Source organism: Nonomuraea sp. NPDC049607 (assembly GCF_040675375.1).
In the GTDB taxonomy this organism is placed as follows: Bacteria; Actinomycetota; Actinomycetes; order Streptosporangiales; family Streptosporangiaceae; genus Nonomuraea.
The window spans coordinates 1-12,458 of sequence record NZ_JBFAOV010000001.1; the positions used below are offsets into that span (position 1 = coordinate 1).

Annotated in this window: 11 protein-coding genes and 5 pseudogenes; 6 read left to right on the forward strand and 10 right to left on the reverse strand. The window is 65.1% G+C overall.

What is annotated here, in order from left to right:
- Window positions 1-91: 91 nt before the first annotated feature.
- A pseudogene (locus AB0J97_RS00005) lies at window positions 92-190 on the reverse strand (peptide-methionine (S)-S-oxide reductase); the annotation flags it as partial.
- 312 nt (window positions 191-502) lie between these two features.
- On the opposite strand from AB0J97_RS00005, the gene AB0J97_RS00010 reads away from it, so the two are divergent.
- Entirely contained in the window at window positions 503-1,675 is a 1,173-nt protein-coding gene (locus AB0J97_RS00010; protein WP_364082524.1) for a Fic family protein, read from the forward strand.
- 75 nt (window positions 1,676-1,750) lie between these two features.
- On the opposite strand, the pseudogene AB0J97_RS00015 reads toward AB0J97_RS00010, so the two are convergent.
- The 5 genes and pseudogenes from AB0J97_RS00015 to AB0J97_RS00035 form a co-directional block, all read right to left on the reverse strand.
- Window positions 1,751-1,858: pseudogene (locus AB0J97_RS00015) on the reverse strand (peptide-methionine (S)-S-oxide reductase); the annotation flags it as partial.
- A 21-nt stretch (window positions 1,859-1,879) separates the two neighbouring features.
- Window positions 1,880-2,398: a type II toxin-antitoxin system RelE/ParE family toxin gene (locus AB0J97_RS00020; RefSeq protein WP_364082527.1), complete on the reverse strand. Its 519-nt coding sequence runs from the start codon at window positions 2,396-2,398 to the stop codon at window positions 1,880-1,882.
- A gap of 3 nt (window positions 2,399-2,401) precedes the next feature.
- A complete protein-coding gene (locus AB0J97_RS00025; protein ID WP_364082530.1) occupies window positions 2,402-2,710 on the reverse strand; it encodes a type II toxin-antitoxin system prevent-host-death family antitoxin in 309 nt (102 codons plus the stop codon).
- A 56-nt stretch (window positions 2,711-2,766) separates the two neighbouring features.
- Window positions 2,767-2,873, reverse strand: a pseudogene (locus AB0J97_RS00030) (peptide-methionine (S)-S-oxide reductase); the annotation flags it as partial.
- A 16-nt stretch (window positions 2,874-2,889) separates the two neighbouring features.
- Window positions 2,890-3,822: a GNAT family N-acetyltransferase gene (locus AB0J97_RS00035; RefSeq protein WP_364082533.1), complete on the reverse strand. Its 933-nt coding sequence runs from the start codon at window positions 3,820-3,822 to the stop codon at window positions 2,890-2,892.
- 107 nt (window positions 3,823-3,929) lie between these two features.
- On the opposite strand from AB0J97_RS00035, the pseudogene AB0J97_RS00040 reads away from it, so the two are divergent.
- Window positions 3,930-4,597: pseudogene (locus AB0J97_RS00040) on the forward strand (replication initiator).
- Window positions 4,585-5,067, forward strand: a pseudogene (locus AB0J97_RS00045) (replication initiator). The pseudogenes AB0J97_RS00040 and AB0J97_RS00045 overlap by 13 nt, the downstream one beginning before the upstream one ends.
- A gap of 66 nt (window positions 5,068-5,133) precedes the next feature.
- On the opposite strand, the gene AB0J97_RS00050 reads toward AB0J97_RS00045, so the two are convergent.
- Both AB0J97_RS00050 and AB0J97_RS00055 read right to left on the reverse strand, forming a co-directional pair.
- Window positions 5,134-5,610 (reverse strand): hypothetical protein, encoded by a 477-nt coding sequence (locus tag AB0J97_RS00050; protein ID WP_364082535.1) that lies wholly within the window; start codon window positions 5,608-5,610, stop codon window positions 5,134-5,136.
- A gap of 7 nt (window positions 5,611-5,617) precedes the next feature.
- On the reverse strand, window positions 5,618-6,859 hold the full coding sequence (locus tag AB0J97_RS00055) for a helix-turn-helix transcriptional regulator (RefSeq protein ID WP_364082538.1): 1,242 nt from the start codon (window positions 6,857-6,859) through the stop codon (window positions 5,618-5,620).
- 114 nt (window positions 6,860-6,973) lie between these two features.
- Between AB0J97_RS00055 and AB0J97_RS00060 the strand changes: the two genes are divergently transcribed.
- Both AB0J97_RS00060 and AB0J97_RS00065 read left to right on the forward strand, forming a co-directional pair.
- The gene (locus AB0J97_RS00060; RefSeq protein ID WP_364082541.1) at window positions 6,974-7,294 is read left to right on the forward strand and encodes a hypothetical protein; all 321 of its coding nucleotides are present in this window, start codon (window positions 6,974-6,976) and stop codon (window positions 7,292-7,294) included.
- A complete protein-coding gene (locus tag AB0J97_RS00065) occupies window positions 7,285-7,509 on the forward strand; it encodes a hypothetical protein (protein WP_364082544.1) in 225 nt (74 codons plus the stop codon). The genes AB0J97_RS00060 and AB0J97_RS00065 overlap by 10 nt, the downstream gene beginning before the upstream one ends.
- A 2,227-nt stretch (window positions 7,510-9,736) precedes the next feature.
- On the opposite strand, the gene msrA is transcribed toward AB0J97_RS00065, so the two are convergent.
- The gene (msrA, locus tag AB0J97_RS00070) at window positions 9,737-10,399 is read right to left on the reverse strand and encodes a peptide-methionine (S)-S-oxide reductase MsrA (RefSeq protein ID WP_364082547.1); all 663 of its coding nucleotides are present in this window, start codon (window positions 10,397-10,399) and stop codon (window positions 9,737-9,739) included.
- A 170-nt stretch (window positions 10,400-10,569) separates the two neighbouring features.
- Between msrA and rarD the strand changes: the two genes are divergently transcribed.
- On the forward strand, window positions 10,570-11,499 hold the full coding sequence (gene rarD / locus AB0J97_RS00075; RefSeq protein WP_357692380.1) for an EamA family transporter RarD: 930 nt from the start codon (window positions 10,570-10,572) through the stop codon (window positions 11,497-11,499).
- Here rarD and AB0J97_RS00080 read toward each other — a convergent pair.
- Window positions 11,461-12,450 carry a polyprenyl synthetase family protein gene (locus tag AB0J97_RS00080; protein WP_357692382.1) on the reverse strand — a complete coding sequence of 330 codons (990 nt, stop codon included), beginning with the start codon at window positions 12,448-12,450 and terminating at the stop codon, window positions 11,461-11,463. The two genes, rarD and AB0J97_RS00080, sit on opposite strands and share 39 nt — an antisense overlap.
- Window positions 12,451-12,458: the final 8 nt, after the last annotated feature.

A 12,458-nucleotide genomic window follows, 5' to 3' on the forward strand; every position in this document is an offset into this window, starting at 1 on the left:
CATTGTGGACCGCGTCCTCCACGACCTGATGGACGGGCTCAGGTGTCCCCGAACGCGGGCCGCCCTGGCCACACGGCCCGCGCCCGGCAGGTCAAGCTTCGCCGGAGGCCAGACCGACGGGGCCGGTCCCGCCGATCCCGCAGTACCCGTTGGGCACTTTAAAGAGATATTGCTGGTGGTAGCGCTTTGCTTCAGGTCATAGATGTGCTGCTCAGTTGGCCTTCGACCGGCACTCAGCCCACATGTCGACGGCCTCGTGGAGGTCAAGCATGGACTTCGAACGGAGGCAGACGAGCACCACGGCGTTCGCTCTTTCGATGGCACGCGGCTCGCCATGACCAATGCCGAGATCGAGGCGAGGGAACTCGCCGCAACGTTCCACCGCCCTGAGTCAGCCCGACCGACCGCCTCCGTCGTTGTCCGCGAACCACCGCCTGTCTCCAGCCACGTGGCCGCTGACAATGTTTAGTTCAAGTGCTCAAGTAGCGGGTACCATGACTAGATGAAGGCATCATCGCGACATCTCGCGATCTACGTCACCCCGACGTTGACCACAGAGGACCGCGGCGTCCTGGGCGAGATTCACCAGATGCGCAAGCAACTTCGGCATGTCCTGAAAACGCCCAAACGCTGGCAAGGCGGGCTGCGTCGGTCGGCCTTGGCTCGGGCCATCCGCGGGTCCAACAGCATTGAAGGCTATCAAGTCGCCGAGGATGACGCCGTGGCCGCGCTGGACGGCGAAGAGCCGATCGGTGCCGATGAGCGGACCTTCCTGGAGATTCAGGGTTACCGTCAGGCGCTGGGTTATGTTCTCGCGATGGGCGAAGACGATTATTCGACTTTCGACTCCACCGAGATTCGCGCGATGCACTACATGATGCTGCAACATGAGCCGTCGAAGTCCCCCGGCCGTTACCGCAAGGGCCCGGTCTTCGTACACGATGATCGCAAGGATCAAGTGGTCTATGAGGGCCCAGATGCTGGCGATGTTCCAGCGCTCATGGACGCGCTGGTCGAGAGCCTCCATGCGGAACCAGAGATCGATCCCGTGGTGCGCTCAGCCATGGCACATCTGAACCTCGTCATGATCCACCCATTTCGCGACGGCAATGGCCGTATGGCCCGCGCTCTTGCGACTTCTGTACTGACGAGATCAGACATCGGAGAGCCGGAGTTCTCCAGTATCGAAGAGTGGTTGGGGGCGAACACCGAGGATTACTACGCCGCCTTGGCCCTCACCGGCCACGGTTCGTGGCAGCCGCGTGACGATGCCCACCTCTGGATCTCATTCAATCTACGCGCCCACCACATGCAGGCCCAGACTGTGGCTCAGCGAGTACGGGAGGCGGGAACCACCTGGGCCGAACTCGATACTCTCATCGCAGAAAACTCACTGCCCGAGCGCGCACTTGACGCCATGTTCGAGGCTGTTTTGGGCTACCGGATACGGCGCGCCGGCTACCTGAAGCGAACCGGCGTCGAGGATCAGACCGCCACGCGCGACCTGGCAGCCCTTGCCAACGCTGGACTCCTTGTCCCTCATGGCAACGGGAGGGGACGCTTCTACACCGCCGGAGAGTCGCTGCAGCGGATTCAGCAGAACCGTCGGGCAAGACGCACGCCGCTCACTGATCCGTATCCGTGGATGCGCCCGCGTCTTGCCACAGCTCCTTGATGTCCCAGCTCGGGCGACAGAGCGTCCAAACCGGGCATCGACTCGATCCGGTGCCGCTCTCCTCGGCGCGTTACCTCAGGCCTCGCCAGAGGTCAGGCCGACCGGACAAGCCACCCCGGTGCCACCGATGCCGCAGTACCCATTGGGTGCTTTGTGCAAATATTGCTGGTGGTAGCGCTTTGCTTCAGGCGATAGATGCGCGACCTAACGAAGCTTGGACCGGTACTCAGCCCACGTGTCGACCGCCTCTTCAAGGTCAAGAGCGGCAACATCCTCACGCGCCATCCCGACCGTGTAGATCAAGCGGTCTGCGAGCCAGTCCGGAACGGGTTCCCTGGGAGGTGATTTCTCCACCCGAATGTGATCGGCCAGTGCGCCGAGGCGTTCGATCACCTGGCCGAGCTGGATGATCTCGGGACGGCCTGCACCCGCCTCCCGGACCCTCTCCGTCGCCTCCTCGTACACTTCGGCGTCGGCACGTTCACCGACAGCCCACACCTCGCAGATCTCCACCGACTTGTCCTCGGTGATGCGGTAGACGACACGCCAGGTGTTGCGACCGACCACCAGCTTCCGGAAACCGGTCAGTTCCCCGCCAAGGGGATAACCAGCTTCAGGGTTGTCCAGCAGGAGAAGGATCTTCTTGAGCATCTTGGGTACCGCGTCTGGGCCGATCCGCCGAAGGTCGTCGACCGCCGGCGCCGTGAAGGCGACGTCGGACACGATTCACTCATCGTCCGGGATGGCGGACAGCGACTCGCGAGTATGCCCGAAAGCGGCAAGCACCTCATCGAGTGAGACCCGCTCCCCCGTGTCCGTAACTGACCGGGCGAGCACAAGCGCCAGATCACGCAGATCAGCCGCCGCCTCCTCCAGCTCATTGAGCCGGCGGATACTCACCACGGCCGCCACTGGCTGACGCCGACGGGTGACCACCAGATCGGTCCCCTGCTCCGCATCAGCCACCAGGCGGGCAACGCCTCGCTGGGCCGCCTCTGTGACGGTCAGCTCAGTAGGGTCGTGCAGAACGGCCATACATCAACTGTACATCTTTCTGTATAGAACCGCAGCTCCCCTGCCCAAGCATCGCCTCACGCGTCACCGGACGTCAGACCCACTGGACACGCGACTCCGGTCCCGCCGATGCCGCAGTACCCGTTGGGGACTTAAAAAGATATTGCTGGTGGTAGTGCTCCGCTCCCGGCAACAGATCGTTAAGACTGGAGGTCGTTGGAGAGGTTGATCCGGATCTCTGTGTTGCGGTACCCGGCGCGCAGGAACGCGGCCGCCATCGGCGCGTTGCCCACGTCGGTGGTGGCTGTGATGCGCGACTCTCCGTTGGCCGCATGCATGCGGGTGATCTCGGCGAGTACCTCGTCCACGTATCCGCGCCCCCGGAACTCCGGGACCACCCCGAGGTATCCGACGTTCATGCTGTACGGCGTCGCCGAGGGGATCGCCATGCCTGCCACCTCGCCCTCGTACGTGTAGGCGATCCGCCACCACTCCCGCTTGCCCGGCGCGCCGAGATAGAAGTCCATCTCTTCGCGCGCGGTCGCGTCCACGCCTTTGGCCGCCACGTTCGTCCGGGTCTGAAAGTCCAGACTGCCCTGGGCGATTCTCCTGAACACCGCCAGGAACTCCTCATCGGACGCCTCGGCGAACCGCAGCGCCCCCGCCGCTGGAGGCACCCCGTCAGCCGGCGCCCACTCGAACTGCAGCCGCTCGACCTCCCGGCTGAGGCCGGCCGCGTGTGCTGCCGTTCGCCGCCATTCCACGGCCGCCGAGGTGACCGGATCGTCACGCCAGCCGCCGGACGCCTTGATCGCGTACTGCACCGGCTGCGGGAACACTGCCAGTGCGGCCCTGATCAGTTCGGTGGCGACGACGATGCGCTCACCCACTGCGGGATCCACGTCGAGGCAGTCGAGCGCGACCGGATACGCGCTGCCCCTCGGCCCCCACCACAGCGCACGTCCCACGACCCGGTCACCGACCTCGGCGATCCACGTCCACTCCGACCGGTACATGTTCTCGGCCAGTTCTGCGAGGTAACGGTCGGCGGAGATCCAACCGACGGGCTCCGTCACGACCCACGAGGTCACCCGGTCCAGCTCCGCAGGGACGATCGCACGGCAGGAAATCACCGGAAGAGCCTAGTGGACCTTTTGTCCACCCGTGGGCGACTCGGCATGGGGCAGGTCACGCTGATCACGCGGACGCGTGTTTCCGGCTGCACGGTGAGAGGTACACGCTGGACAGCCGGACGGGCGAAGTCCTCGACGTGTACCGGACCGCCGACGAGCCGACCGGCCTCCTGCTCACAGCCTGCGGCAACCGGCGCGCGTCCAGGCGCCCGGCCTGCTCGGCGGTCTACAAGGACGACACGTACCACCTGATCATTACTGGCCTGCGCGGCGGCAAGGGCGTGCCGGAGGAGGTCAGCCAGCATCCCCGCGCGTTCGTCACCTTCACCGCCCCATCGTTCGGTGCGGTCCACGCCCACCGCGAGCAGTCCGGACGGACGCTCCCATGTCGTCCGCGCCGGGGCCGTCCCTGTGGAACGCCCACGCAGGCATGCTCTGGCAGAAGTTCACCAAGACCGTGCCGAGCGTCCTGGCCCGCCTGCTCGGCACCACCCGAACGGAGCTGCGCCGGGCGGTCCGCCTCTTGTACGCCAAGGTCGCCGAGTACCAAGCGCGCGGCCTGGTCCACTTCCATGCCGTCGTCAGACTCGACGGACCGGACGGACCCGCTGACCGCCCTTCGGACCGCATCACGATCGACCTGCTCGACCGGGCCATACGCCGAACCGCCGGTCAGGTCGCGGTCCGAATGGAGGACGGACCCCTTCGCCTGTCCGGTGGGGCGATCAGCTCGACGTACGACCGGTCTACGTCTCAGCCGAGCTGGACGAACTGAGCGATCAGCGAGTCGCCGCGTACGTGGCCAAGTACGCCACCAAGGGAGCCGAGTCCGCAGGGACCGTAGACCGTCCGATCCGGACAGATCGCCAGTCTGGAGATCACCGAGACGCCCGCCGCATGATCTAACCTGTTTCAGCCTCGCCGAGCTCCAGCCCTACCGAACCCTGCTCCTGCGACAATGGGCGCACATGCTGGGCTACCGGGGGACACTTCTCCACCAAGTCCCGCCACTACTCGATCAGACTCGGGAACCTTCGACAGGCCCGCGCCGACTTCCGCGCCGAGCAAGCCCGGCTGATCACGGGCACGCCGCCTCCCGATCCGGAGAAGATTACGACGGTTGGCGAATGGCACTATGCCGGAAGCGGCCACCGCCACGGAGAGGCTTTCTGGGCCGAGGTAGCTCGCCAGCGGATCGCCACCGCTCGCAAAATCGCACGACAGCAACCAGGCGAGAACCGATAGAACCCTGCGCCTCTAGACCTAGAGCCCCATTAGCCGCCTGACCAGGCAGCTAGCGTCTAGAGGCTCCTAATCTCGCCGGGCTCCATCAGGCCAGATCACCCGCACGGGCACCTCCCGCCGCCGTGCCTCGGCCACCACGTCAGCAGTGCCGCCATAGCCTCGGGCCGGCTGCCCGTCCCAGACGGCGAACAACACCTCGGCGTCGTCCAGCATCCGCGCGCTGGCAGTCATGTGCGACTCCGCGGTGGACTCCACAAAGTCCAGCCTGTGAGTTCGGACCGCCCGGCCCAGCAAATCGTCGTACGCAGCCTGGCACTCACCCGGCAACCCATCCCGATACTCCTCGGCAGGGATCACGGCTTCCAGCACGCCGCCGAGGTCGAGTACCGCGCGAGCGAAGATCTGATCAGCCCCGTCCGCCAAACAGGACAACCCGGCGACTTCAGGACCGTACTCCGCGAGCGCCTGGCGTACCGCCCCGTCGATCAGTACGGCGGTCTCCTCCGGCAAGCCCCGATGGCCGGACACAGCGATGCGAACCATGATTCCCCTAGATCAGAGTGGCGTGAAGACGCTCGTCGAACGAGCGCAAAGCGCTGGACGACGGCCCGGCATACGATCGCCGGAAGTTCTTGACCCGGTGCAGGACACGCTCGGAGCCATACGTCGTCGCCACCGTAAGCGCATTGGACGCCAGATACAGCGCCTCGTCATAGCGCCCCGACATGGCCTCAGCCGTCGCCACCTCCGTCATGAGCACACCCCGCTGCTTCGCACCGGGCTGGGCCGACGCAAGCGACTCGTTGAACGCGGCAACGGCTTCAACCGGCCGTTTCAGCCGTACCATCACCAGAGCCCGATACCCCGCCAGCTTGGCGTGATCGAACGGGAACACCCACGGCCAAGGCGGCGCCGCGGCCCGCTCACCAGCCCGTACCGCCGCCTCAGCCACACTCAACGCCTGAAGCGCCGCCGCCTCGTCCCGCGCGGTCGCATGGCCGAGCGCTTCGAGACTCGACAGCCACGCACGAGCGATGGCCGGTGGCCGCTCACCGATCTCCCGTCGCGCCCGCGCCAAGAGATTCAGTCCGATCAGCGGGTCGTCGGCGTCGATCTCGAACGCGGCCAGACTGCCGATCATGTACGCCGCCAGCAGCGCATGGTTGGCCTGTCGTGCACTGTCGACGGCGCGTCGATAGTAGAGCCGCGCCGAACCGGTGTCCTGCATATCGGCATGCACCCAAGCCGCGAAGCCCGCCGCCTCCCTCAGACCGGCCCGGATCTCATCAGCATGGGGAGACCGCGACGCGCGGCCGAGAACGCGGCTCACGAGATCGACCTGCGCCACAGCCGGCCAGGCGAGTTCCCGCGCAGGCGTGACGGACTCCAACCGACGCTGGGCGCCGGTGATGCTGGTCAGCGTGGCAGCCGTCGTCTCATCCACATCGGGACGCTTGGGCAGGGCCACCCCCGCCAGCGCGGTCAACGCCAGCGCCTTGCCGAAATCTCTGCGCTTCGTCGGATCGTCATCCCCTCGGGCTCCGAATCGGAGCAAATGAAGCGGCACCCCGATCTGGATGGATATCTCCCGGACCTGGTCCACAGTGAGCGGCTGACGACCACGCAACACCTTGGACACCCAACTCTGGGAGTAGCCGACCTCCTCAGCGAGCTGGCCCTGCGTCCAACCGTGCGCCCGCCGCACCTCTTCGAGGATGGTTGGTAGATCGCACTCGGCGAGAGCGGCGGCCACAACTGGCCCGGACCAGAACTGCGGCGGTATCTGGGTCACAACGCTAGGTTAAGCCGCCGACCTCGGCTGTACCGATATTCGTGACGGGAATACCAGTACCACCGGCAGCATTAGGCCGTTCACCTGCGGTTCCGAAACGGTAACGCTCGGTGCATGAACGAACTACCGCCTCAACCTCTGGCCACCGCACAACAACTGGCCTTCGCCCTTGCGGAAGAGGGAATCACTGCCGACGTCCATCACGACTACGGCACGCCCATGGTGTCGGTCTGGGTCGGCCTGATCGTTTGGTGCGCGGACGGCACCTATTGGTGGCGCACCGGTTGGAACCCACGCAGACACCGACCGATCTACGCAGGCCACCCCTTCACCCAGCCGGCCCGCGCCGCCCACCGCGTCGCCCTTCGCTACACGCAACTGCGCATGTCGCATCCGCTCTCATGGCTGATCACCGGAGCACAGCCATGCCCCTGACCGTGCACCAAGTGCTCAACAGATTCCCCGGCTGGCAGATCACCGACATGTCCGGAGGCTGGGTCGCCATGCGAGTCAACTTCATGCCCAAGAACAGCGGCCTCTCCAACATACGTTGCGGAGAGACATTGGAGGAACTGGCCGGAAATCTACACGCTGAAATCAGGCAGCAGAAGTCGCGGGCATCGGTAGCAGACAACTCGATGGCAAGCTGACCAGGAGTGAGGATCTCTATCCTCTGGACGGATACATTGCGGCAATCCGACTTTCCGCCTTTCGGGCGTGCCGATTATCGCGATCTCCGACTCGACCGGCAGATTAGCGAGTCGTCAGCAGCGCTTTTCACGTGAGCGATTCGACGTTGCCGCACCTGTTCGACAAGCACCCGACAGATCAAGGACTCAGAGGGTACGCCACAGGCTTACTTGATTGAGTCCCCCCTTAACTCGTGCGGGCGATCGGCGGTGACGAAACTGTAGTCACCACCAAAATCCATGCACATCACATCGCAAGGCGCACTGCCTCCAACCAATAGGCAAGAAGGCTTCACTAAGGCGAGTATGAATCATCACTGAGTGCAAGATTGTGGCGAAGCACGATCTGCCCAACCCGACCACGTTGCGCCGATCGGAGCTTCATCCAATTATCACCCTCAGAAGTAGCCGCGAGCTGCATGCCGCATTCTTCATCCAGCAAATAGTCCCGTATACGCAATATCGTCGGGCCGTTAGGCCATTCCACTTGCAGATTGACGCCTTCCGCGAGATGTCCATCCCAAATGTCGACCCAATTCGGGAGAGGCGTCCCCGATGTACGGAATATATTTAACCGCCTCAAGATTCCGCTACACATCCATGAACTCTTTGATCGGTTGGCCGCAAAATACCGCATTCCCGACCGTTCGGACGCCGTGCGCCTCCTGGGTGACTCGTGCCAGAAATGATAAGCGCCATCCAGAGTGATCCGAAACCTCTCAAGCAGCTCCTTCCAGTCATATGCGCGCATTGCATAGTCGATTACTCGAATATAGACGATTCCATCATCCTCTGGTCGACTCAAGAGGAGTCGGTCCCCTCTCCTGTCGATGTTCACCCGGAGCCCGCACACGCCCATAACATTGTCATCCTCAGGACCTTCCGAGTATGGAAGGATTGCCGGAATCAGTGCTGCCAGCTGAGGTCGTTGCACATCCAGGAGTACTGAGCGTTCAGCTGGATGAACTCTAGAAATGAGCATCATATTTCCCGGTCTTTCCACCTCATCCATTGAGCTGCTCTTATCCTCTAGCAGATAGCCGGCATTATTCAATGCTAGAAGAATGTCCGTCTCAAGCAAGGCTTGCCGACTTGACGCTGGCGGAATTAGTACTGGGCCGTTAAACTTACGAACAGCTTGAAGGGCTGCGCTGTACTTTTCGCCGGTGTACTCTGCTCGCTTGCAAGCAGAGCGCGCGAGATCTCCAGTCATCGCCTAACCTTTACGGCTGCGCAACGGTCGAGGATGTCACGACTCCACCCCTGCAGGAGCTCTATGAGGGCTCGACACTCGTGACTTCTGCTTCGGATCAGCGGAAGAATAACCAGCGTAGGAGCAACCAGAATCACAACCAACACCAGGGGAATGTGCGCTGCCACTATGAACGCGACACGCCCCGCTGTGGAGTTAAGAATGCCCGGAAGAGACAACTGCGGGGCCGGGGAAGCCATTGCACTCCGATCAGGACTACCCGGTCTTAGTCGCAGTCGATGAGTGAACGAAAACTTCCCGAAAAACTCGATTCGGTATTTGTCCGCCTGCCAGAAGATTGACCGGGCTACCTGGCGCAGACTGCCGACCGATGACGCCATCTCGGAAGATACCACACGCGGACCAACGTGACAGCGTCCCGTTCTGATGACCTTGTGCGCCGTCAATCCACCGCGGAGCGGTAGCGGGCCGGGGCGCAGCGTCAAGCCCGGCTACGCATATGCGTGGGCTGGTCACCGTTCCTCGGCAGGTGTTGTCCTGCGGTCACAGCCGGGCTTAATGCGGAGGAGCGGTCTGCTGGGCGTGCCTGGGTCGATGGCGTGCGAAGTGATCAGGTACACCTCGACCACTCCAAGAGGTCAAACGAACGAAATGGTCACCTCGGAAGCGGAGAGCTGCGCCGGAGGCGTGATCTAAGTTGCGGACTGGGCCAGTACCCTGGCCGCTGAGCCGCGCTTTGTGATGAGCGTCTACCGGCTCTTCCGTTGCTGTGGTGGTTGCGCGCGCGGGTGGCGCTGGCCGCGACCGGCTCCCAGGCCGCAGCGCGGCCAGCGACCGCCCGACGCGCGGCGGGCCGCCGCAGGCGGCACGCCCTTGAACCTGTAAGGAAGGTTGTCGCCGAAGACGGCTCTGGCCCATGATCGACGCCAGACGGACCGGGCGACCATAGGCCAGGAACTAGCTATCTCCGCAGGTCTACGCCTCGCCGGAGGTCAGGCCGACCGGACAGGCCACACCGGTCCCGCCGATTCCGCAGTACCCGTTGGGCACTTTGTACAAGTACTGCTGGTGATAATCCTCGGCGTAGTAGAAAGGCTTGGCTTGGGCTAGTTCGGTGGTTATGGGGCCGTAGCCGGCCTGGGTGAGGACCTGCTGGTAGGCCGCCTTGGACGCCTCCGCCGCCTTCTCCTGCTCCGGCGAGTGGTAGTAGATCGCCGACCGGTACTGGGTGCCGGCGTCGTTGCCCTGGCGCATGCCCTGGGTCGGGTCGTGGGCCTCCCAGAAGACCTTCAGGAGCTCCTCGTACGACACCTGGGCCGGGTCGAACACCACCCGGACGGCCTCGGTGTGCCCGGTGAGGCCGCTGCAGACCTCTTCGTACGTCGGGTTGGGGGTGTAGCCGCCCTGGTAGCCGACGGCCGTCGTCACCACGCCGGGCGTCTGCCAGAACTTGCGCTCGGCTCCCCAGAAGCAGCCCAGGCCGAAGTCGGCCACCTCCAGGCCCGAGGGGTACGGCGGGGCGAGCGGAGCGTCCAGGACCGCGTGCCGCGCGGGCACGGGCATCGCCTCCGAGCGGCCCGGCAGGGCGTCCTCGGGACGGACCATCGATGTCTTGTTGCCGCCGAACAGCCAGCCCATCGTGCCACCTCCATCAGGTGTCTCCACCCTACGCAAGCGCCGCGGGCGGCGGCGTGGCGAGGGTGGCGGGATTGCGCCTACACAACGCCCGAACAGTTAAGGATGCCTAAACATTCCCGTATAGTGACACACATTTGTATTTAAGCTGGTAAGGCCCGAAAATGGGTTACATGCCTGACCTTCGGCGCGGTGTACTGTTCGGGATCGCCGCCTACACCATGTGGGGGCTGTTCCCCCTGTACTGGCCGCTGCTCAAACCGTCCGGAGCCGTGGAGATCCTGGCCCATCGGATGGTCTGGTCGCTGGTCGCCGTCGTCGCGGTGCTCGCCGTACGCCGGCACTGGAGCTGGTTCCGCGAGCTGGCCCGGCAACCGCGCAAGCTCGTCCTGCTCGCCATCGGCGCCGTGGTCATCACCGTCAACTGGGGCACCTACATCTACGCGGTCAACACCGGCCACGTGGTCGAGAGCGCCCTCGGGTACTTCATCAACCCGCTGGTCAGCGTGCTGTTCGGGGTGCTGGTGCTGCGCGAGCGGCTGCGTCCGCTGCAGTGGACGGCGGTGGGGTTCGCGGCCCTCGCGGTGGTCGTTCTGACCGTGGACTACGGCCGGCTGCCGTGGATCGCGCTCACGCTCGCGGTCAGCTTCGGCGTGTACGGGCTGGTCAAGAAGCAGGCGAACGTGGCCGCCACCGAGAGCCTGGCCGTCGAGACGCTGGTGCTGCTGCTGCCGGCGCTCGGGTACCTGATCTATCTGGAGTTCGCGGGCGGGGCCACGTTCGGGCAGGAGGGCGCCGGGCACGCGCTGCTGTTGGTGGGGGCCGGGATCATCACGGCGGTGCCGCTGATCTTCTTCGGCGCGGCGGCGATCCGGGTGCCGCTGAGCACCGTCGGGGTGCTGCAGTACATCGCGCCGATCCTGCAGTTCGTGGTGGGGGTGACGATCGCCGGCGAGGTCATGCCGCCCAGCCGGTGGATCGGGTTCTCGATCGTGTGGCTGGCCCTGGCCATCTTCACGTACGACAGCTTCCGGGCGGCACGGACGGCCGCCCGGGTCAGGCGATCAGCCCGAACGCTCGACCACGTAGTCGCAGAGCGCTAGGAACGCCGCCCTGGCCGGGATGTCGGGCAGGGCGGAGAGGTCGACGCGGGCCCGGTCGACCCACGCGACCAGCTCGGCGCGGGCCCGCTCCATGGCCGGGTGGGCCCGCAGCAGGGTGAGCGCCTCCTCCACGTCCTCCTCGGCCACCGGGCCCGACAGCAGCTCGGTCATGCGCGACTGCTCGCCGCTGGTGAGCGCGTAGAGGACCGGCAGGGTCCTGACGCCCTCGCGCAGGTCGGTGCCGGGGGTCTTGCCCGACTGGGCGCCCGAGGAGGCCACGTCGAGCAGGTCGTCGCCGAGCTGCCAGGCCACGCCGACGGCCTCGCAGGCGCGGCTCAGCCGCTCCTCGACGTCGGCGGGGGCGCCGGACAGCAGCGCGCCGAACCGGCCGGAGGCGGCGATCAGGGAGCCGGTCTTGTCGGACAGGACGCTCAGGTAGTGGCCCACCGGGTCCTCGTCCGCGCGCGGGCCGACCGTCTCGCGGATCTGCCCCTGGACGAGCCGGGAGAACGTCTGGGCCTGGATGCGGATCAACTCGGGGCCGAGGTCGGCCAGGAGGTCCGAGGCCTGGGCGAACAGGTAGTCGCCGGTGAGGATCGCCACGGTGTTGTCCCACCGGGCGTTGGCCGAGGGCGAACCCCGGCGCACCGGGGCCTCGTCCATGACGTCGTCGTGGTAGAGCGAGCCCAGGTGGGTCAGCTCGATGACCACCGCGCCGGGCACGACACCCGGCGCGGACGGGTCGCCGAACTGGGCCGCGAGCAGCACCATCAGCGTACGGAACCGCTTGCCGCCCGCCTCGATGAGGTGCTTGGACGCCTCCGTGACGAAGGCGTCCTCGCTCTCCACCGACGAGCGAAGGAGCTTCTCGACCGCGGCCAATCCGGTGGCCACGTCCTGCGCCAACCGTTCGTCCTCAATGGGAAGGTCAACCACGGGCGGCGCAGACATACGAGATC

What these genes read in the sequence shown, in the direction of transcription:
- AB0J97_RS00010 (WP_364082524.1), top strand. Translation starts at nt 503, where the DNA reads ATGAAGGCATCATCGCGACATCTCGCGATCTACGTCACCCCGACGTTG.
- AB0J97_RS00025 (WP_364082530.1), bottom strand. Translation starts at nt 2,710, where the DNA reads ATGGCCGTTCTGCACGACCCTACTGAGCTGACCGTCACAGAGGCGGCC.
- AB0J97_RS00050 (WP_364082535.1), bottom strand. Translation starts at nt 5,610, where the DNA reads ATGGTTCGCATCGCTGTGTCCGGCCATCGGGGCTTGCCGGAGGAGACC.
- AB0J97_RS00060 (WP_364082541.1), top strand. Translation starts at nt 6,974, where the DNA reads ATGAACGAACTACCGCCTCAACCTCTGGCCACCGCACAACAACTGGCC.
- AB0J97_RS00065 (WP_364082544.1), top strand. Translation starts at nt 7,285, where the DNA reads ATGCCCCTGACCGTGCACCAAGTGCTCAACAGATTCCCCGGCTGGCAG.
- msrA (WP_364082547.1), bottom strand. Translation starts at nt 10,399, where the DNA reads ATGGGCTGGCTGTTCGGCGGCAACAAGACATCGATGGTCCGTCCCGAG.
- rarD (WP_357692380.1), top strand. Translation starts at nt 10,570, where the DNA reads ATGCCTGACCTTCGGCGCGGTGTACTGTTCGGGATCGCCGCCTACACC.
- AB0J97_RS00080 (WP_357692382.1), bottom strand. Translation starts at nt 12,450, where the DNA reads ATGTCTGCGCCGCCCGTGGTTGACCTTCCCATTGAGGACGAACGGTTG.